19 protein-coding genes are annotated in these 20,112 nt (G+C 38.6%); 14 read left to right on the top strand and 5 right to left on the bottom strand.

Translation table 11 applies throughout. The features are described from left to right. On the top strand, nt 1–1,784 hold a 1,784-nt coding region (locus tag H5117_RS18015; protein WP_182738821.1), incomplete at its 5' end, for an insulinase family protein. A gap of 247 nt (nt 1,785–2,031) precedes the next feature. Here the strand turns inward: H5117_RS18015 and H5117_RS18020 are convergent. Next, complete coding sequence (locus H5117_RS18020) at nt 2,032–3,414, bottom strand: Na+/H+ antiporter NhaC family protein (RefSeq protein ID WP_024604188.1); 1,383 nt, start codon at nt 3,412–3,414, stop codon at nt 2,032–2,034. A 323-nt stretch (nt 3,415–3,737) separates the two neighbouring features. Here H5117_RS18020 and H5117_RS20735 point away from each other — a divergent pair, with 323 nt between their 5' ends. After that, nucleotides 3,738–3,965 carry a hypothetical protein gene (locus H5117_RS20735; RefSeq protein WP_370626123.1) on the top strand — a complete coding sequence of 76 codons (228 nt, stop codon included), beginning with the start codon at nt 3,738–3,740 and terminating at the stop codon, nt 3,963–3,965. Between the two features lie 201 nt (nt 3,966–4,166). Continuing rightward, nucleotides 4,167–4,508, top strand: a complete 342-nt coding sequence (locus H5117_RS18030; RefSeq protein WP_310736084.1) for a GNAT family N-acetyltransferase — start codon at nt 4,167–4,169, stop codon at nt 4,506–4,508. Here H5117_RS18030 and H5117_RS18035 read toward each other — a convergent pair. Genes H5117_RS18035 through H5117_RS18045 form a run of 3 tightly spaced genes read right to left on the bottom strand, consistent with a single transcriptional unit; the run spans nt 4,505 to nt 7,931 of the window. Then, nucleotides 4,505–5,113, bottom strand: a complete 609-nt coding sequence (locus H5117_RS18035) for a PqiC family protein (protein ID WP_182738822.1) — start codon at nt 5,111–5,113, stop codon at nt 4,505–4,507. The two genes, H5117_RS18030 and H5117_RS18035, sit on opposite strands and share 4 nt — an antisense overlap. After that, nucleotides 5,113–6,768 carry an intermembrane transport protein PqiB gene (gene pqiB / locus H5117_RS18040; protein ID WP_002959056.1) on the bottom strand — a complete coding sequence of 552 codons (1,656 nt, stop codon included), beginning with the start codon at nt 6,766–6,768 and terminating at the stop codon, nt 5,113–5,115. Before pqiB ends, H5117_RS18035 begins: the two co-directional genes overlap by 1 nt. After that, on the bottom strand, nt 6,765–7,931 hold the full coding sequence (locus tag H5117_RS18045; RefSeq protein ID WP_259404553.1) for a paraquat-inducible protein A: 1,167 nt from the start codon (nt 7,929–7,931) through the stop codon (nt 6,765–6,767). Before H5117_RS18045 ends, pqiB begins: the two co-directional genes overlap by 4 nt. A 164-nt stretch (nt 7,932–8,095) precedes the next feature. On the opposite strand from H5117_RS18045, the gene H5117_RS18050 reads away from it, so the two are divergent. Next, a complete protein-coding gene (locus H5117_RS18050) occupies nt 8,096–8,842 on the top strand; it encodes an ABC transporter substrate-binding protein (protein ID WP_182738824.1) in 747 nt (248 codons plus the stop codon). On the opposite strand, the gene H5117_RS18055 is transcribed toward H5117_RS18050, so the two are convergent. Further along, on the bottom strand, nt 8,831–9,646 hold the full coding sequence (locus H5117_RS18055) for a thioesterase family protein (protein ID WP_182738825.1): 816 nt from the start codon (nt 9,644–9,646) through the stop codon (nt 8,831–8,833). The two genes, H5117_RS18050 and H5117_RS18055, sit on opposite strands and share 12 nt — an antisense overlap. A 241-nt stretch (nt 9,647–9,887) precedes the next feature. Between H5117_RS18055 and dnaK the strand changes: the two genes are divergently transcribed. The 10 genes from dnaK (at nt 9,888) to H5117_RS18105 (ending at nt 20,110) form a co-directional block, all read left to right on the top strand. Next, nucleotides 9,888–11,804, top strand: coding sequence for a molecular chaperone DnaK (gene dnaK, locus H5117_RS18060; protein ID WP_002959064.1), 1,917 nt, complete (start codon nt 9,888–9,890; stop codon nt 11,802–11,804). 202 nt (nt 11,805–12,006) lie between these two features. Then, nucleotides 12,007–13,146: a molecular chaperone DnaJ gene (dnaJ, locus tag H5117_RS18065; RefSeq protein WP_182738835.1), complete on the top strand. Its 1,140-nt coding sequence runs from the start codon at nt 12,007–12,009 to the stop codon at nt 13,144–13,146. Nucleotides 13,147–13,240: 94 nt separating this feature from the next. After that, entirely contained in the window at nt 13,241–13,702 is a 462-nt protein-coding gene (gene ybaK, locus H5117_RS18070; protein ID WP_024595562.1) for a Cys-tRNA(Pro) deacylase, read from the top strand. 150 nt (nt 13,703–13,852) lie between these two features. Next, complete coding sequence (locus H5117_RS18075; RefSeq protein ID WP_002959069.1) at nt 13,853–14,257, top strand: DUF1761 domain-containing protein; 405 nt, start codon at nt 13,853–13,855, stop codon at nt 14,255–14,257. 92 nt (nt 14,258–14,349) lie between these two features. Further along, complete coding sequence (locus H5117_RS18080) at nt 14,350–14,718, top strand: response regulator (RefSeq protein ID WP_182712324.1); 369 nt, start codon at nt 14,350–14,352, stop codon at nt 14,716–14,718. Nucleotides 14,719–15,022: 304 nt separating this feature from the next. Next, nucleotides 15,023–15,274 (top strand): hypothetical protein, encoded by a 252-nt coding sequence (locus H5117_RS18085; protein WP_024595559.1) that lies wholly within the window; start codon nt 15,023–15,025, stop codon nt 15,272–15,274. A gap of 161 nt (nt 15,275–15,435) precedes the next feature. Next, nucleotides 15,436–15,699 (top strand): hypothetical protein, encoded by a 264-nt coding sequence (locus H5117_RS18090; RefSeq protein ID WP_024595558.1) that lies wholly within the window; start codon nt 15,436–15,438, stop codon nt 15,697–15,699. 190 nt (nt 15,700–15,889) lie between these two features. Beyond that, entirely contained in the window at nt 15,890–17,620 is a 1,731-nt protein-coding gene (locus H5117_RS18095) for an ATP-binding protein (protein WP_039488491.1), read from the top strand. Continuing rightward, a complete protein-coding gene (locus H5117_RS18100) occupies nt 17,613–18,977 on the top strand; it encodes a sigma-54 dependent transcriptional regulator (protein WP_182712321.1) in 1,365 nt (454 codons plus the stop codon). The genes H5117_RS18095 and H5117_RS18100 overlap by 8 nt, the downstream gene beginning before the upstream one ends. 176 nt (nt 18,978–19,153) lie before the next feature. Next, nucleotides 19,154–20,110 carry a porin gene (locus H5117_RS18105; protein WP_002959079.1) on the top strand — a complete coding sequence of 319 codons (957 nt, stop codon included), beginning with the start codon at nt 19,154–19,156 and terminating at the stop codon, nt 20,108–20,110. Nucleotides 20,111–20,112 lie beyond the last annotated feature (2 nt).

Genomic DNA, 20,112 nt, shown 5'->3' on the forward strand with positions numbered 1-20,112 from the left:
GTGACGAAATAGTTGCGACTATTATGCAGTACATCGATTTAATTAAAAAAGAAGGTGTTGATAGCAAGTACTTCAACGAAATTCGTACTTCCCTTAATAACCAATTTAAGTTTTTAGAAAAAGGTGATGAATTTAATTATGTAAGTTCGCTTACGCAAAGCATGCAAGATTATCCGTTAAATCACGCTATTAATGCACCTTATTATTATGCAAAGTTTGACGCTGACGCTGTAAACAATGTACTTGAGCAGTTAAATGCCGACACCCTTCGTATTTGGTATGTATCGCAGCAAGAAGAGACAGACTCACAACTACACTTTTACGACGGTAAATACCGCATCAGTGACATTAGCGATGATGAAATTGCCAGCTGGAAAAAACCAAGCGAATTTAAGTTAGCACTACCAACAGTAAACAATTTATTGCCTGAAAATTTTGCAATAAAAACGCAAGCATTTAAAGAGCAAAAACACCCAGAACTTGCTTACGATAAAAATGGTGTAAAAGTATGGCGCCAAGCAAGTCAAAAATTTGCAGAGCAGCCAAAAGGGCTTGTTGAAGTTTATATAAATACTCAACCAGGTTTGAACGATATCAAAGCAGAAGTACTTTATTCTGTTTGGGCTGATTTATACAATATTCAACAAAGTCAGTTAAGTACCGAAGCAGCAATCGCCGGTATGAGTGTAAGCCTTGCGCCGAGTAATGGTCTTGTTTTATCTATGAGTGGTTTTACAGATAAGCAAGATGTATTGCTTAAACAAGCTTTAACCGGATTAAAAGCCGATGAAACAGCACAAGCATTTAGCCAAGCGGTAGATCGCTTTAAGCGTAATTTACTAAACCAACAAAAGCAGTTTCCGTATGCACAAGCATTTGGCGAGTATTCAAAACTAACCCGTACAGGTGGCTTTGATACAGATGCGCTTATAAAAGCCGCTGACTCACTGAGTGTTGCCGACTTAGCACAATTAAAAACAGCTACGTTTGCACAAAACGATTTACGCGTATTTAGTTACGGTAACTACGATCAGCAAGATATTGACGCGATTGCACAAGAGTTAAGTGCAACATTACCAAGTAATCATAAGCGCAGTGAATTTGCACGAAGCAAAGCGTGGTTGCCACAACCGGGCGAAACACTGGTACTGCAAAAAGATATCGATGTAGCCGATGTAGCGGTGGTTGATATGACCGTTCATCCTGTTGCGGGTTACAAACAAAAAGCAGAAGCAGCTGTATTACAAAGCCACTTTAGAACAGTTGCGTTTGATAAAATGCGTACTGAGGAGCAACTTGCATACGCAGTAGGTGCATTAGCTCGCCCAATCGAGGATTACTCAGCAATTGGTATGTATATTCAAACACCAGTTAAAGGACCAAAAGAAATACAAGCTCGTTTTGATAAGTTTAAAAAAGAATACGCAGTTGAACTTGATAACATGAGCGAAGAGACTTTTGAGCAGCTGAAAAACTCTACCCTTGTATCACTTAAAGAGCAGCCTAAAAACTTAAGTGACGAAATGAGCCCACTTATAAACGATTGGTACCGTGAAAACTTTACCTTTGATTCTAAGCAAAAGCTGATTGATGAAGTTGAAAAAGTAACGCTTGCAGATATAAAAGACTACTACAAGCAAACAATGCTTAACCCTAATGCTGCACGTTTAAATGTGCAATTACGCGGGACTAAGTTTATAGAAAGTGACTTTGCCGATTTACCAAATCAAACTAAAATCACAACGCTTGATGCCTATTACAATGGTATTAAACTACAAAAATAAGCTTTATTTATGTAGCTAAAATAAACCCCAATGTATCACTACATTGGGGTTTATTATTTATCTCACTATATTTACTAATAATACCAATTCGCTTAATTAAGTGATCTATTTTGAGGATGGAAAAACGTGTTGATAGCTAGGCAAAAAATTCGCTATTTAGTTGTTCTAAATGAAATTTTTTTAACGCAGGTAGCGACTCGTTTAGCCCCGCAAAATGATTAAGTATTATTGCGGATTGGTATAGTATTTAAGCCATTATTAAAAAGCCTATAACAGCTAATGCCGCAGCAATTAGCGTGTATGGCAATTGTGTAACAGCATGGCTCATTAAATTACAACCAGAACCTTGCGCTGCGAGTACGGTTGAATCTGAGTAAAAACACGCTTGGCTACCAAAAGAAGAAGCCGATAATAGCGCCCCAATGACCAGTGGTATGTTTGCATCAACCGCATTAGCCAGTGGCATAACAATGGGAATTGATACAGCAAAAATACCCCAGCTAGACCCCGTTGCAAACGCTAAAATAGCCATTGAAATAAATACCACGGCTGGTAAGTATGCAGCGGTCATATAAGGACTTAAGCTGCCAATAACAAACTGAGGCAAACCAATTAAGTCGCATACATCTTTAAATATAAACGCAGCTATAACAGTACCAATCGCGGGGATCATACTTTTAAAGCCATCAAGCATGCGTTCAATCATTTCACTTACACTCATTAATTTTTGTAGAGCATAAAACGGGAGAGTGACCGCCATTGTTGCTAATAAGCCTTTGTATACGTCTATTTCAAAGTAAACAGTAAATGCAACCAGTAAAATAATCGGCACCAAAAAGTTACGTAATTTACCTTTAGGATCAGCATCTTCAAAGTTCTCTTCTACGGCTTTTACCGCATATTCATCTGCTGTTTGAACGTCATTGTATTGAGCAGGGTCGACTTGAGCTTGCTCAATTTGTGCCATTTGCTCTGCTTTTTTCATTGGACCAATCGCAGGAATAATACCCAGCACAACAAGTAAAACAACAAGCACTGCAAACCACGCATAAAACATGTACGGTATGGCTTGGATATAAACTGCAATCCCTTTGCCTTCTTCTGCAATACCGTTATCTACAAGTAAGCCACCAAAAAAAACCGCCCAGGTAGATAAAGGGACAAGTACACAAATTGGTGCAGCAGTAGAGTCTACAACATAGGCAAGCATCTCACGGCTCACTTTAAATTTATCGGTAATGCGTTTCATGGTTTCACCCACGGTAAGCGCATTTAAGTAGTCATCAATAAAAATAACTACACCCAAACAAAAGGTCATAAACAAAGATGAGCGTTTACCTTTAGTGTATTTAAGGGCTAACTTGCCAAAAGCCGATGCGCCACCTGTGCGCACTAATAGCGCGATTAAAGCACCGAAGCCACCACATACAAGTATTAGCCAGCCGATGGTTTCGTCTGTCATCACTTTTAGCGATGTACTCGCAAAGTTAGTAAGTACCTGTGCAGGATCGGCGATAACTAAACCAACTAAAGCACCAATAAGTAAAGATAAAATAGGGCGGCGTAATACAACAGCCAATACAACTACCACCAAAGGTGGCAGTAAACTTAACGCAGAAGGTTCAAGCATTTAAGTATTCACAAAATTAAAAGCATGTATAAAAATTACAATAGTATTAATTTTTAAACTGCTTATACAAAAACAAAGAAGATGATAAGTTTGTTGTAAAATCATCTTCCAAGTCACTGCTTTTGTACGCGAGGGAGAGACACATAAACAGTTATGTTAAATAGCGGCTTAAGTGAAACGCGTTGGCTTTGGCGCCAGACGGTGCAAGGAGTGCAAACCGCTATTGTTGTGCCTGTAAAAACATCGGCGCAAAAATAATCTGCTTTTTAATTTCAGTCAACAAAAAGTTACATGCAAAACAAAGTTTTTTAGAGGAGCTTACATTGAACGCTGTATTTAAAACAAATCGATTGTTGTTGCGCCATGCAAATGAGCTTGATGCAGCTATTTTACTTAAGCTAGTTAATCAGGCGAGTTTCATAGAGCATATTGGTGATAAAGCAATCTATACCCTTGATGATGCCAAGTCGTACATTATAGGGCCTGTTTATCTTTCGAGGTTAAATTTGCAGCAGTATGTTTGGTATTTAGGCAAGGCAGAGCCTATGTAGTGTGGTTATTCCCCATAAATAGGCGATAACACAGCATAAATGCCAAACATGCGCTGCCCGAAGGGTTCTACCTAGGGGCAATTAACTTTTTGTTGCTCGGTTTTTACTTAGCCCACTAGGTTATAAACCTCACGCCGCGATTAAATCGCCCCTAGATTGAACAAATTTTAATCCTGAAAGGTCAACAGGCCCTAGTCATTTATTGCTTCTCATGTACGCCAAGGCTTTGGGCCTTACATTATTACTTTGCATAATGCTGTAGTGGTTGGCGTTGTTGGGTTTTATAAACGCGCCGCGTTACTGCAACCTGATTTAGGTTTTGCACTTGTAAGCGGTTTTGAAAAAAAGGGTTATGTTTTTGAAGCGGCCAGCGCACTTTTGCAACATAAGCATGAATTTGGAATTACAAAACTGTGTGCAATAACATCACCAGATAATAGGGCATCGCAGAATGTGTTGTTAAAATTGGGTTTTAAAATAGAGGGCAAGGCGGTTATCAATGATGACAAAACCGCCGTGATTATATTGTCACTTAACGATTAAAGTCTTGCTTGTTCTATTTGTTTTGCAACATTTAGGTTTATATTTAGCCATGTTGCTTCAAGTGTTGAAACTAAACCGTCATAGCCATCATCATCAATAGGGACCAATTGCGAAAAATTATTAATACTTATAAGGCGTCGGCCTGTTTCAGGGTGTGTGTAATATAAACGCCAAAGCCCAGAAATATCAGCGTTACCTTGCATATCGCCATTAAAGTGGTGAATTTCGTATTCAAGCTCATAAAACGTTTGTTGATCAAGTTCAGTAATGACCGGTAAGCCTTTTATTACCATCCAGTTGGGCATAGCAGTAAAAAGTGTTTGCTGGGCTGTTGCAGTAAGCATTACATCCGGCGATTCGCCCCACAGGTTATAATTTGCAGCATGAATTTGGTTGCTATCTATTTTCATAGCAATGCCCAAATTATTTAAAGCGCCTCTAAGTACAACAGTTTGTATTCTTAGTTGCGCATCTGTATCTGCAACGTTTCGAGACGATGCACCTATAGGCTGCTCAAACTGGTAATACTGTGTCGCAGTTTGTATTGATGAACTACAACCTGCCAATAGTAATAATAAACTTGCAGTTAAAAATAACGATTTCATTATTGCTTCCTTGGTTTTGGATCTGCTGGTAATGATTTATCAAAAATTAGCATATTAGGTTGCTCGTTTAATCCGCGAGTTAGAGGCTGTAGGCCCTCACTTAAACGTTTAAACTCTTTTAATGTTTGCTGTATTTGATGATGAAGTTCAGAACCGGCTTGGTAACTGGCCATGGTTTTATCAAATTGGCGCATAGTGACTTCAAACTGCTCCATGCTTTTTGTCATCTTTTCGAAATTACGGTTAAAGTCGCCAGGTAAGTTTTGTGTATCTTTTTGGCTTAGCAGCTCTCGCATTTCATTAGCAAGCGCTCGGTAATCGGTAAATGTAGCTTGCATTTGTGCCAAGCTATCTTCAACTTTTAAGTTATTTACCTTATTAAGTACGTCAGAAACTTGATCTGCTAATACAGTTATACCGCTTGAAATACTCGGAAAAACATCATACTGCACAAGTTTACCTAGGTGCGCTTCTGGCGCGTCGGGGTATATATCAAAATCTACATACACAGCACCCGTTAATAAATTACCAGGCTTTAACGAGGCGCGCATCCCACTTTCAATCCAGCCCTTTAAACTGCCTTGCCAATACTCTTTTGCTGAAGCACTGTCATGATACAAGCGTCCGTATTCTACTTTTATAAGCACTGGAACCGCCGTATTATGGTTTCTAAAGTGGGCAGGTTTACCGTCAATAATTACATTGGCAGGGGTTTCAACAACAGTACCTACACGCATACCTCTGTATTCGACAGGTGCACCTGTGCGTAGTCCTCGAACTGACTGTTCAAATTCAATTAGGTAGTAATCAAAATCATAAAAGCGCTCTTCTAACGCCTCTTTATAGCTTTGGCTTAATGAAAAGCTATGCCCATCTTGTGCTATTTCACCCGGGGCCTGTTGTTCAGGTAAACCAACCGAAATACCGCCTTTTAATAGTTTACTCAAAGAGCCCGTATTAATATTGATACCATCGGCAGATAGGTCAATTTCAATTCCTGCGTTCACCCAAAATATTGAGTTCATGGTGATCAGATTTTGATAAGGGGCTTTAATAAATACGCCATACTTCATTGCTTGGTTTTCCCAATCAAAAGTGGCGGTTTCTATTTGCCCTATTTTATAATTTTTGAAGAATATACCGGTGCTTACATCAAGTACTTCAGCGTTGTAACTCATTAATTTAAAACGACCACCTTTCACATCTTTACCAATGAGGGCGGGTTCATCTTGTAACTTAAAACGCTCTTTTAGTTCTTTACTTTCACCGGGTGAAAACTCTAAATATACACCAGACAATAACGTACTCATCCCGCTAATACCTGTTTCATCAATGCGTGGTTTTACGACCCAAATTTTGGCATCGTCAGTCAGTAGCTCGTTGTAATTTTTATCTATTTGCGCGCGAGCAATTACGCTGTCTTGCGTGTCGGATAGCCGAACATGATCAATTTGACCTATTTTTACACTGCGCACTTTTATTTCAGTTTTACCTGCAATAATGCCTTCGGCTTGTGGCATCTCGATAAAAATTGTAGGGCCTTTATTAGCTTGGTATTGGTATAACATCCACATGCCCACTAAAAGCGCAATTGCCGGAATGATCCAGATAGCGGAAATTTTCGGTTCTTTTGTTATTTCGGCAGTTTCGGTCATGCTTTGTTCTCTGATTTTTTGTTTTTAGGGGAATCCCACAATAAGCGTGGGTCAAAGGCATGGGCAGCCATCATTTGGCATATTACCATAACTGTAAAAAATACAATGCCTAATCCTGGCGTTACTGACATTAAATTACCCAGCTGAACTAAGGCAACTAAAATAGCAACCACAAATACATCTATCATCGACCACTTTCCAATAAATTCAGTAAGTTGATAAATCCGGGTGTAACTTTTTGTATGCCTATTGGCAGGCCTTGTAACCATAAAGCATAAAAAGCTGAGTACAAAAGCTTTAGCAAGTGGCACCACAACGCTTGCTAAAAATATTATGGCGGCAATAGGGTAGGAGCCACTTTTCCAAAGTGTAATTACACCACCAATTAAAGTCGAAGGCGATTCATCTCCCAAGCTAGTGGTATGCATAATCGGTAAAATATTAGCTGGAATATAACAAACGACAGAGGTTATTAACCAAGCTGCTGCTTTTTGTACGCTGTAAGGGTTTCGCACATGCGTTTTTGTATGGCAACGCTGACAAATATTACCGGTACATAGTTGATGGCAAACATGACAGGCTTTAATATTTTCATCTATTGCACGTTTAGCATGCTCAGCGCCTTCGAGTATTTTTACAGGCTTTATTTGAGCCCATAAGCGCGGGCGATTTAAGTGAACGAGCGCAGCTATGTATAAAATAACAAACCCCACATAAGCCCAAAAACTCGTGCCGAAGCTAATATCAGCCAGCGACATGATTTTAACCATACTAACAAGTACACCAATTAAAAATATTTCAGACATAATCCAAGGCTCTAACGCCAAAGTGAACTTTAGTAGTCGCCTTGCAATGCTCTCTGGTAATGCTTTTAAAAGCCCAAGATGCAAAGGAATTAAAATAACAAGCAAACCCATGGGCAGGGCAATAATGCTCAAATCAATAAATAAGCCAAGTAGCTCACTATCATAATTAAACAAAATTCGAGCCGCGTCGGGCAGTGTAATAGTTTGAGTTATACCGCTACTACTAAATGAAATAAAAGGGTAAAACATACTGCTGAGCAACATTAATAGTGCGCTAAAGCTTAGTGCAACTATGCGACTGTCGTGATTAACATCGGCTTCGCAAAGTTTATGGTGACAATGTGGGCATATCGCCATTTGTTTTGCGATTATGCGAGGTATATCTATGATCAGATCGCAGCAGGGGCATACAGTTTGCAATTTAATACCAAGCAAGAAGAATATTTCTTCAATTTTGCTATATTTAATACATTAATACAACGCGTTCTGCTATCAAGCAGCTCATTATATAAAGGAAGCGTGTGAAATATTATTTGTACTGCATATTAATATGGCTCTTTATTTGTTCGCAAAATGCTGTGGCTATTAATAAAGAGCGAGAAGTAATTATCGCCGCGAGCGCATCAATTCCGCCCTATGTTTTTGCAAAAACAGACTCGGGTATACACCTAGGTTTAATCAAAGCCGCGTTAAAGGCTAATGGATTTGCCAATATTAATGTGCAATATATGTCGAATAAACGCGCTGAGCATCAATTGCACAATAAAGGAGTAGATATACTTTTAAATTATGCTGGAGGAAGTAGTCCTGGTGTTTACCCAAGTAAACCGGTACTTAGTTATGAAAATGTAGCCATTACACTCAAGCGAAATAAATATAATATTGATGAAATAGAAGGCATGTTTAATAAAAACGTTCTTGCTTTTCAAAATGCAATTGCATATCTGCCTTCTATATTTAAAAGTAATGTTAAACACTTTAGCTCATATCAAGAGGTTATTAATCAAAAGGCGCAGGTAGATAAGCTGTTAAAAGGTTGGGTGGATGTAATTGTGTTAGATAAGCGTATTTTTTACTATTACTACAACCAACATAAATCACCCGAAGCTGTGCAAATTTACACTTTATTTCCAAAAGCAGAGCGACCTGCTTATTTTAATAACCTCTCTTTAGCTACTGAGTTTGATATAGGTTTGGCGCTCATCAAGCAAAACGGCACTTATAAAAGAATTGTTGGTGAAGGCCAAACCCATTCATCAATCAAATAATGCCACTGTTTGACGTGTAAGCGCTATTAGCTCACCGGATTGTGACCATATACAGCCATCTTCTAAACCGTAACCATCTTTTGAATGATGAGTGATTGCTTCAAAGCCAAGCCATTCTCCAGGTGTTAAGTTTGGCTCTTGTACAAACTCTAAATACCATGACATGCTACTAGCTGGAGCGGGTTGTTTAAACATTTGTAATAACGTAGGTGGCCATGCATCTGTTAATGCAATTACATGCGCTTCTGTTATTTGCTCTGGGGTGTGCTTAAAGCGCATCCAGCCCCCTAGGTGAGAAGTTTCTGCGCTGCTAAATGGCATGGCACCTTGTTGAGGGCATAAATCAACATGTTGAAAAAATTCAGGCATCTGGCCTTTAATAAAAGGTAGAGTTTGGCGCTCGTCTACCGGTTTTAACCCTAAAGACTTTGAAACAGGCACATTTACACCCGACTCTCTACTTTTAGCAAAACACGCTTGTACAATTACACACACTTGTTCATTTTGAATCGCTTTGGCGAGTACCTGTGTGCTGCTTTTACCTTGTCGTAATATTTCTACCGATAACGAAAAAGGAGTATTAGCTAGTAATGGCCCTACAAAATTTGTACTGAGTGAGAGTAGGCGACGATCATTGGATACTTTTCCTCTGATAGCTTGATACAACAGTGCGGCTGAGAGCCCACCAAAAGCAGTTCTGCCTTGGCACCAGTTTTCTGGAAATTGCATTGTGCTAGTTAATTGTTCGGTATTGTCTGAACTTCCAATTTTTGCAGCTTGGAGAAGTAATTGTTCAAAATGCATGAAGATGTCCTTTTATAGTGCGATTTAATAAATTTATAACACAACCAAACTAGTCAGACCAGTAATTAAAAACGTCTCTGGCGGTGCAAAAATCACCATTCCTTACAATTATTAGGGTTATTTTGTAAATAAATCACAAAAAATGGATTTTTTTTCATTTTTACAGTTGAAATAAGTTTGGCGCATCCCTATTTACTATGTCATCGAACGTATTAACGAATATTGAAGTTGGAGAAGTTTCATGGGTAAAATTATTGGAATAGATTTAGGTACTACAAACTCTTGTGTTGCAGTACTTGATGGTGGCAAAGCACGTGTTATTGAAAACGCGGAAGGCGATCGCACAACCCCGTCTATTATTGCTTACACGCAAGACGGCGAAACATTAGTAGGTCAATCTGCTAAGCGTCAAGCGGTTACTAACCCGACAAACACATTATTTGCAATCAAGCGTTTAATTGGTCGTCGTTTTGAAGACGAAGAAGTACAACGCGATATCGGCATCATGCCGTTTAAAATCATCAAAGCTGATAACGGCGATGCATGGGTAGAAGCGGGTGGCGAAAAACGCGCTGCACCACAAATTTCTGCTGAAGTACTGAAAAAAATGAAGAAAACGGCAGAGGACTTCTTAGGTGAAGAAGTAACTGAAGCTGTAATCACAGTACCTGCATACTTTAACGATTCACAACGTCAAGCAACGAAAGATGCTGGCCGTATTGCGGGTCTTGAAGTTAAACGTATTATCAATGAGCCAACTGCTGCGGCACTTGCTTACGGTATGGATAAAAACCGTGGCGAAAACATCGTTGCAGTATATGACTTAGGTGGCGGTACTTTCGATTTATCAATCATTGAAATTGATGAAGTTGAAGGCGAGCACACTTTTGAAGTACTTGCTACAAACGGTGATACTCACTTAGGTGGTGAAGATTTCGATAACCGTGTAATCAACTACTTAGTAGCTGAATTCAAGAAAGATCAAGGTTTAGACTTAAAAACTGATCCTCTTGCAATGCAACGTGTTAAAGAAGCTGCTGAAAAAGCAAAAATTGAACTGTCATCTGCACAATCAACTGAAGTAAACCTTCCGTATGTAACTGCTGATGCATCTGGTCCTAAGCACATGAACGTGAAACTAACACGTGCTAAGCTTGAATCACTAGTTGAAGATTTAGTAACTAAATCTCTAGAGCCACTTAAACGTGCACTTGCTGATGCTGATTTATCAGTAAGCGACATCAACGATATTATTCTTGTTGGTGGCCAAACACGTATGCCTTTAGTACAAAAAACAGTTGCTGATTTCTTCGGTAAAGAACCACGTAAAGACGTAAACCCTGATGAAGCAGTTGCAGTAGGCGCAGCGATTCAAGGTGGTGTACTTGCTGGTGACGTTAAAGATGTACTATTACTAGACGTTTCTCCATTATCTCTAGGTATTGAGACAATGGGCTCAGTAATGACTGCATTAATTGAGAAAAACACGACGATTCCTACTAAGAAATCGCAAACATTCTCAACAGCTGAAGATAACCAATCTGCTGTAACAATTCACGTGTTACAAGGTGAGCGTAAACGTTCAAGCGACAATAAATCTCTAGGTCAATTTAACCTAGAAGGTATTCGCCCAGCACAACGTGGTACACCGCAAATCGAAGTAACATTCGATGTTGATGCCGATGGTATCTTACACGTATCTGCGAAAGATAAAGATACAGGTAAAGAGCAAAAAATCACAATTCAAGCATCTTCAGGCCTAAGTGATGAAGAAGTTGAAAAAATGGTTCGTGATGCAGAAGCACATGCTGAAGACGATAAAAAGTTTGAAGAACTTGTAGCTGCTCGTAACCAAGCTGATGCTCTAGTACACGGTACTCGTAAGCAAATTGAAGAAGCTGGCGATGCATTACCAAGCGAAGACAAAGAAGCGATTGAAGCGGCTGTTGTAGATTTAGAAGCTGCTATTAAGAGCGACAACAAAGAAGAGATTGAAGCTAAAACTCAAGCTCTTGCTGAAAAGTCTCAAAAACTAATGGAAATTGCACAAGCGAAAGCACAGCAAGGTTCAGCAGATGCAGGCGAGCAACAGCAATCAGCTAAGCAAGACGACGACGTTGTTGATGCAGAGTTCGAAGAAGTGAAAGACGACAAGTAATTGTTGCTAACGCTTCTCGCTAGCCAAAAACACTTAACTCAATCGAGTGTTTAGGTTAGGATGAACAATTGAGGCGCGCGAGCAATAGCTTGTCGCGCCTTTTGCATGTATTTAAGGTTTAAAAATTCAATGATAAATCGATGCGATTTATCGGTTTATCCAGCAGCTCACGCTGCAAACAGAAAAGAGTAGTGTGATAGATATGTCAAAACGCGATTATTACGAAGCCCTCGGCGTAAGCAAAGATGCGAGTGAGCGAGACATAAAAAAAGCGTATAAACGCTTAGCGATGAAATATCATCCAGATCGTACCGCAGGCGATAAAGAGCTTGAAACTAAATTTAAAGAAGTTAAAGAAGCTTACGAGATTTTAACTGATCCTCAAAATCGCCAAATGTATGACCAACATGGTCACGCGGCATTTGAGCAAGGCGGTGGCGGTGGTCATGGCGGCTTTGGTGGCGGTCATGGCGATTTTGGTGATGTATTTGGTGACGTATTTGGCGATATTTTTGGTGGCGGCGGTGGTCGACGTCAATCTCGTCAACAACGTGGTTCTGACTTACGTTACAACATGGACTTGAGCTTAGAAGAAGCGGTTCGTGGTAAAGAAGTTGAAATTAAAGTACCAACATGGGTGGGTTGTGAGCCATGTGATGGCAGTGGTGCTAAAGCAGGTTCTAAGCCTAAAACATGTACTACGTGTCATGGTGCTGGCCAAGTACAAATGCGCCAAGGTTTCTTTGCTGTTCAGCAAACGTGTCCAACGTGTCAGGGACAAGGTCAGATTATTTCAGACCCTTGTAACAAATGTCATGGTCAAGGCCGCGTAGAAAAAACTAAAACGCTTTCAGTTAAAATTCCAGCTGGCGTTGATACTGGAGACCGTATCCGCTTAACTGGTGAAGGTGAAGCCGGAATGCACGGCGCGCCATCTGGCGACTTGTACGTGCAAGTATCTGTTCGCGAACATGAAATATTTGTGCGTGAAGCAAATAATTTATACTGTGAAGTACCAATTAGCTTTACAACAGCAGGTCTTGGTGGCGAAATTCAGGTGCCAACACTTGATGGTCGTGCAAAACTTAAAATACCTTCTGAAACGCAAACGGGCAAAATGTTCCGTATGCGTGGCAAAGGCGTTAAGTCTGTTCGAAGTGGTGCCCAAGGCGATCTAATTTGTAAGGTAGTAATCGAAACGCCAGTTAATTTAAACGAGCGTCAACGTGAACTACTGCAAGAGTTAGATGAAAGTATGGGTACAGATAGCTCGAAAAATCGTCCTAAAGAGCAAGGCTTTTTTGACGGTGTTAAAAAGTTTTTTGATGATTTAACTAAGTAAATTATTATTAATAATGAAACGGCGCTTTTTAGCGTCGTTTTTTTTGCTTTAAATTTTATTTTTGTTACTGTTAAAAAAAACACGATTAAATAGTATGACCCCAGCAATCGAATTACTTAAAAAACAAAAAATCCCCTTTGAAGTACTCAGTTACGAACACGATGCAGGTAATAGTCAATATGGGCTTGAAGCTGTTGAAAAGTTAAATTTAGATAGCGCCCAAGTATATAAAACTCTCGTTCTTGAAACGCATGAAAGGCAGCTAATTGTTGCTGTTACTCCTGTGTCGCAACAAGTTAACTTAAAACAGTTGGCAAAATTATGTGGTGCCAAAAAAGTAGCCATGGCTGCCCCGCAAAAAGTTCAAGCTAGCACTGGTTATATTTTAGGTGGAGTAAGTCCACTTGGGCAAAAAAAACGCTTAGCTACGTTTATTCATAGTAGTGCTTCACTTTTTGATACTATTTATGTGAGCGCCGGAAAGCGAGGTTTAGAAATCGCACTCTCCCCAACTAATTTAGCGGCGTTAACTAGCGCTAAATTTGGCGATTTATAGCCTTTATTTTTAAAATTACTCTCCATAAAGGCAATTAACTCAAGTTAAGCAATTTGCTCAATACCTTATTTGTAACTACATTGAGAGTATCTTTATACCGTTAATATTTAATACCAAACGGTATTACACATTTTGTATACGGCTGTTTGTATGAACCTTTTAGATGTAGATTATTTTGCAATACTGGTGGCTGCACTGTCTTCTTTTATGCTTGGCGGCATATGGTACTCAAAAGCACTCTTTAAAAACGCTTGGCTAGAAAGTATTGGCTTAACTGACCTTGATTTACAATCAGCCAATCCTAAGTTGATATTTGGCGGCAGCTTCTTTTTAGTATTTATAGCGGCTTTAATGTTGTCTCTATTTTTAGGTAAAGACGCAAGCTTAGTTGAGTGTATAGGAACAGGCTTTGTAATCGGCTTTTTTTGGATCAGTAGTTCACTAGGATTAAGTTATATATTTGAGCAACGCCCTTTAAAGCTATTTTTAATTAATGGGAGTTACTGTATTTTACAGTTTTCGTTAATGGGGCTTATTTTAGGTATTTGGCCGTAAGGGTTGAGTAGCCGTTAATGCCCGGTTTGATTCTTACCTGAGAGTAGAGTAGGTTTATATAATCGTATTTACATGATTTGGTAGCGGTATTAATGAAAATATTAGTAGTTGATGATATGCCACTCATGCGTCATGTTTTAATTAATATGCTAAGAAAGTTGGAGTATTGCAATATCGTTGAAGCTACAGATGGATTACAAGCTTTGGCTTTATTACGTGAGCAACATTTCGATTTGGTTATTACAGATCTTCATATGCCAAAAATGGATGGTGTTGATTTACTCACAAACATTCGAAAAGACAGAGCCCTTGCTGATATTCCTGTGTTGATGGTTACCTGTGAGGATAGTACAGATAAAGTTAAGCAAGTTATTGCGGCTAAAGTATCGGGGTTTATAATCAAACCTTTTAATATGAATGTATTATCATCTCAATTAAACCGCTTCTTTTTCAAAGATTAGGTTATATTTTTCATCATCATTAAATTATTATGAGCTCACTTTAATAACCATACCGCGTAAAAATTCTAAAACCCAGTGGTCACCTTTACCCACCTAATACAAATGAGCAATAATACCTAATCATTTTGCGAGGCTAAATGTGTCGCTCCCTGTGTTAAAAAATTCTCATTTAGAACAGTTAAATAGCGAATTTTCGCCTAGCTATCAACACGTTTTTCTACCCTCAAATAGATCACTTAATTAAACGAATTGCTATAAACTGGTATCATAAAGAATAATTTTTTATATAGTACTGAAGGACTTAATGGCAAAACCTAATAAAAAAGGCCCCACTAAAACGGTCGATATTTTTTGCTCTGCTTGTAAAGCTTCCTTATTTAAATATCGAAAAGGAGGCAAAGGAGCATTAGTTAAGTGTTTTAAAGAGCGTATTAGTCAAGACTTTACACAAGAACCCTGTATTTGTCCTAACTGCAGTCGGCCTTTTGCCCGAGAAGCGATTATTCGTGGTGCACCTGCCTATAAAATAATTGGTGGCAAAGTAACGTTTAAATAATTCAGATACAGTAAAATTTCTTCATACGGACATATGGCCTTGTTAGAATTTACCATATTGATAGAATCGCTCGGTTTGCTGTTTCAATGAATGAAAAAATACCCTCCCCATGGATCGGGCCAGTTTATTGGGTTATTTAAAAATGGATAAAGGATAGTTTCGTGATAGCACTCTTATTTGACATCATAGGTATGACAGGTACTTTTTTAGTAGTTGGTTCATTTTTCTTACTGCAGCTAGGAAAGACGTCTCCATCTAGCCTAACGTATAATATGATGAATTTAACAGGGGCGATTTTGTTGTTAATTAGCCTTTGCTATAACTTTAATTTAGCGAGCTTTGTGATAGAAATATTTTGGATAGCTGCTTCATTAATTGGTTTATACAAATACCTAAAAAACAGATCAGCTTTAGCTACAAATTAATAACGTATTAATTTTGTTCTAAACCTTAAACACTGCAAGCACAACTGTTTGCGGTGTTTTTTGTTTTTAGGACTAAATTTAATTAACAAGTATAATTAAATTCATTTGTTAACAAAAAGTTTATATCCCTGCCTCATATAAGTCGTTACACTAGCGACCTTAAATTTTTAGGCTATTTCTCGGGTAGGCCATGTTTACGTTTTCTAAAAAAATAATTACAGTATGTATATTATTAGTATTAATTTTGGTTGTTACATTTTGGGTAGGCCGCGCTCACGATATTGAAAAAGCAACAGCTCAAGCGCAGCGTCAGGTTACTCAATTAAATAATTACATTGATACTGAACTCGCTCGTTTTTCGGCTATTCCCCAGCTACTTACTTATAATCAGTTAATGATTGAATTTGCAAACGGCGACCAAGCCCATTACAACGCTATAAATAACTACTTAGCTGATATACAACAAGCCAGTGGTGCATCAGATATATTTGTACTTAATGCCCAAGGCGCAGTAACGGCAAGTAGTAACTGGCAAGCCGATTACACATTTTTAGGCAGTAACTTTGCCTTTAGACCTTACTTTAAACGTGCATTTGCAGGTGAAAAAGTGGCCTACTTTGCACTAGGTATGCGTTCAAAAGAGCGTGGTATTTATTTTTCGCAGGCTGTTTATCACGACAACAAAGCGGTTGGTGTTGTTGTATTAAAAGTGAATGTAAGCAAATTTGAAAACGACAGAGAGCTTTTAAATACATCTAAAGGTAGCCATTTTTATTTAGAGCTTAGTGATAATGTAATTGCGATGTCTGATATGCAAACATGGCGTTTAAATAGCTTCAGCGAGTTTGATATAACAAAGCGACGTAATATAAAGTTACGCCGTGCTTATTTAGATCATCAACCTGTATATATTAAGCAATTTCAATATAAGAGCCAGGGTATTTCGCATTTCAAAATTAATAAAAACCTTTATGTGAGTGCGACAAAACCATTGCGTTACTTTAGTGCACATATGAACGTACTTGTTGATATTACAAAAGTAAATTCAGCTCAATTAATACGCTTGTTTTGGGCATTTAGTATTTATGCTTTAGTTATGATTGTTGGTTATAGTTTACTTGCTCGTTTTGCGGGTTATAAAAAGCTCGTTTACTCTAGGCATAGTCTTGAGCAAAAAGTGATTGAGCGCACACAAGAGCTTGAGAAAACGCAAGTTGCATTAGTTCAATCAGCAAAACTTGCAACAATTGGGCAGTTAAGCGCAGGTATTAATCACGAAATAAACCAGCCCCTTAGCGCTATGAATACTTACCTAGCAAGCGCCAAACGTTTACTCGCTAAGCAAAATTACACCGCACTTGGCGAAAGCATAACGGTGATTGAGGGGCTTGTAGGTCGCGTACACAAAATAGTGGGGCAGCTAAAACATTTTAGCAAACCATCACAAACTCAATTAAGGCCTTATCCGTTAGCTGGTTTATTAAATAACGCCTTGATGATTGCCAGCTCACAACTAAAGCAAGATAACGTACACGTAGAGCAGCCTAATTTAGATAGTGGGTTAATAGTGTGGGTTGATTCACTTAAATTTGAGCAAGTGTTGGTTAACTTAATAACTAACGCGAGCCAAGCTATGAATGGCGCAATAATACGTAAATTAAGTTTTAATGTTGAGTGCTTTGATAACCGAGTAAAACTCTCAATTTTAGATACAGGGCCTGGAATAGAGCAACATGCTTTTGGTAATATTTTCGAACCTTTTTATAGTACTAAAGAAAGTAACGGCTTAGGCCTTGGATTATCTATTTCAAAACAAATCATTGACTCGTTTAATGGCTCTTTAAGTGCGCACAATCGACTGCAAGGCGGGGCTGAGTTTATAATCAGTCTATCAAGCACGCAGGATAAAACAGATGATTGAAAACTCACCGTGTAAGCACATCATTGTAGTTGATGATGAAGCGATGATCAGAGATTCATTAAAGCAATTACTTACTCTCGAAGGCTATACAGTTGAGTGCTTTAATGATGCAAGTACGGCTCTAACAAAGCTTAATCGACGTTTTATGGGCGTTGTACTGAGTGACATAAATATGCCGACAATGGATGGGCTAACTTTGCTTGAGCAAGTCACGGCATTTGATAGTGAACTGCCTGTTATATTTTTAACAGGGTACGCCGATGTAACTATTGCTGTTAAAGCTATGCAATTAGGCGCGTATGACTTATTTGAAAAACCAGTAAACGAAACATTGCTTGATTGCATAGCAAGAGCATGCGACAAGCGTAGCTTAGTGATTCAAAATCGTGCACTAAAACTTGCTGTACAAAAAACCTCAGCGCCGGGTGTACGAATACTGGGTGATACTCCTAAAATGCAAGATATGATGCATTTACTCAATACGGTTATTGATACCCCAGCTGATGTAATGATTGAAGGTGAAACTGGCACGGGTAAAGAGCTTGTAGCGCGTTACTTACACGATCAAAGTATTCGCTCAGCAAGTAACTTTGTGGCTATAAATTGCGGCGCGGTGCCTGAGCAGTTGATAGAAAGCGAGTTATTTGGTGCTGCAAGTGGTGCCTATACCGGAGCAACTCACACTCGTAAGGGAAAGTTTGAATTCGCACAAGGTGGTACAGTTTTTTTAGATGAAATAGAAAGTACCCCAATGTCGTTGCAGGTTAAATTATTACGCGTATTAGAGGAGCGAAAAGTAACTCCAGTAGGTGATAATAAAGCAATTGAATTAGATATAAGAATTGTTGCAGCCACTAAAGTAGATTTGCTTTTATTAGTTGAAAAAGGTGAATTTAGAGCAGATTTATATTATCGGCTAAGTTTGGTAAAAGTCGATATACCGCCTCTTAGAGCTCGAAAAGCAGATATAGTATTACTGTTTAAGCACTTTAGCTCTATTGCAGCAACACGCTATCACAAGCCGCCAGCACCTCTTAATAGCGAAATACAACAGCGACTCTTAGCGTACGACTGGCCTGGTAATGTAAGGGAGCTTAGAAACCAAGCTGAGCGCGCGGTTTTATTAGGAGTAGAACTTGCTTTTAGTGTTAGCAAAACGCAGGCTAAAGGTGAGCTTTCTCCCGATTTAAGCTTATCTGAAAAAGTTGCTTTTTATGAGCAGTCATTAATAGAAGAAGCCCTAGAGCGTAACCATGGCAGTATTAAAAATACGATGGATACACTGCAAATCGCTCGTAAAACCCTTTACGATAAAATGAGTAAATACAATTTAAACCGTGATATGTTTATTGACTAAATTGTGTGGTTTATGTGACAACTTCGTTTTTATGGTGTGTGGGAAACCGCACATTTATTCTATTTTTTATACGCAATACCCATTAACCATCTGAAATGTAATAGTATTTTACCATTGGCAGTAAAGTTGCCTTATTAGGTCTGACAACAAGTAGATTCTAATAATTAGGACACATAATGATAAAGTTTACACACTCTACTATTTTACTCACCTCAATAAGTAGCTTAGCTTTTTACTCGTACACGGCTTGTGCTACTGAATATGATGTTTATGGTAAAGCCGAAGTACAAATTGCTAATACAGATACGGGTATTATGCGTTACGCAGAAGAAGGCACGCAGATTGAAGCGCCATTTTCGCGTATAGGTATTCAAGGGCAACACAAATTAAATGAATATTTAAACGTTGTTTTTAAATACGAAGTGCAAGTAAAAGGCTTTGAGCAAGATGATACCGAAGAGCCATTTAGTGCAAGGAATACTTATCTTGGTTTAAAAGGTCAATTTGGCGAGCTTGTAGTGGGAAGAAATGATACTCGCTTTAAATACTCTGAGGGCAAAGTTGATAACTTTAATGAAACCCAAGGTGACATAGCCCAAGTTATTGCAGGACAAGATAGACTTGGTGATACGCTAACATACACTTCTAATTATTGGCATAATACGCAATTTTCGTTTACTTATGCTCCAAAAGACGACAACAAAGATAACGAAGCTGGATTTGCAGCAACTTTTATTTATGGTGATCGTAGCTTAAAAAACACCTCATATTACTTATCATTAAGCCATGTTGATTCTCTTAATAATATTAATGCGAGCCGAATAGCAGCAGCCTATAAATTTGAACAATTACAGCTTGGTGCACTATATCAGCATTCTGAATCAACAGATGGTATAAAATCAGGTAACGGTTATGTGTTAAGTGCAAGCTATACGCTTGATAAATGGGTACCTAAATTACAGTTTGCTAAAGATGACTCTTTACTTCGTCAAACTTCTGAGGCAACACAATGGACTACGGGCCTTGACTATGTATTTGACAAGCAAACAACTGCTTACCTTTTATACACCGACCTTAATTTAGAAGAACAAGACGACAGCAGTGTTGCGCTTGGTCTTAAATACAAATTTTAGAG

Origin of the sequence: Pseudoalteromonas sp. SG45-1, assembly GCF_014164135.1 — a bacterium.
GTDB classification, from domain to species: domain Bacteria; phylum Pseudomonadota; class Gammaproteobacteria; order Enterobacterales; family Alteromonadaceae; genus Pseudoalteromonas; species Pseudoalteromonas distincta.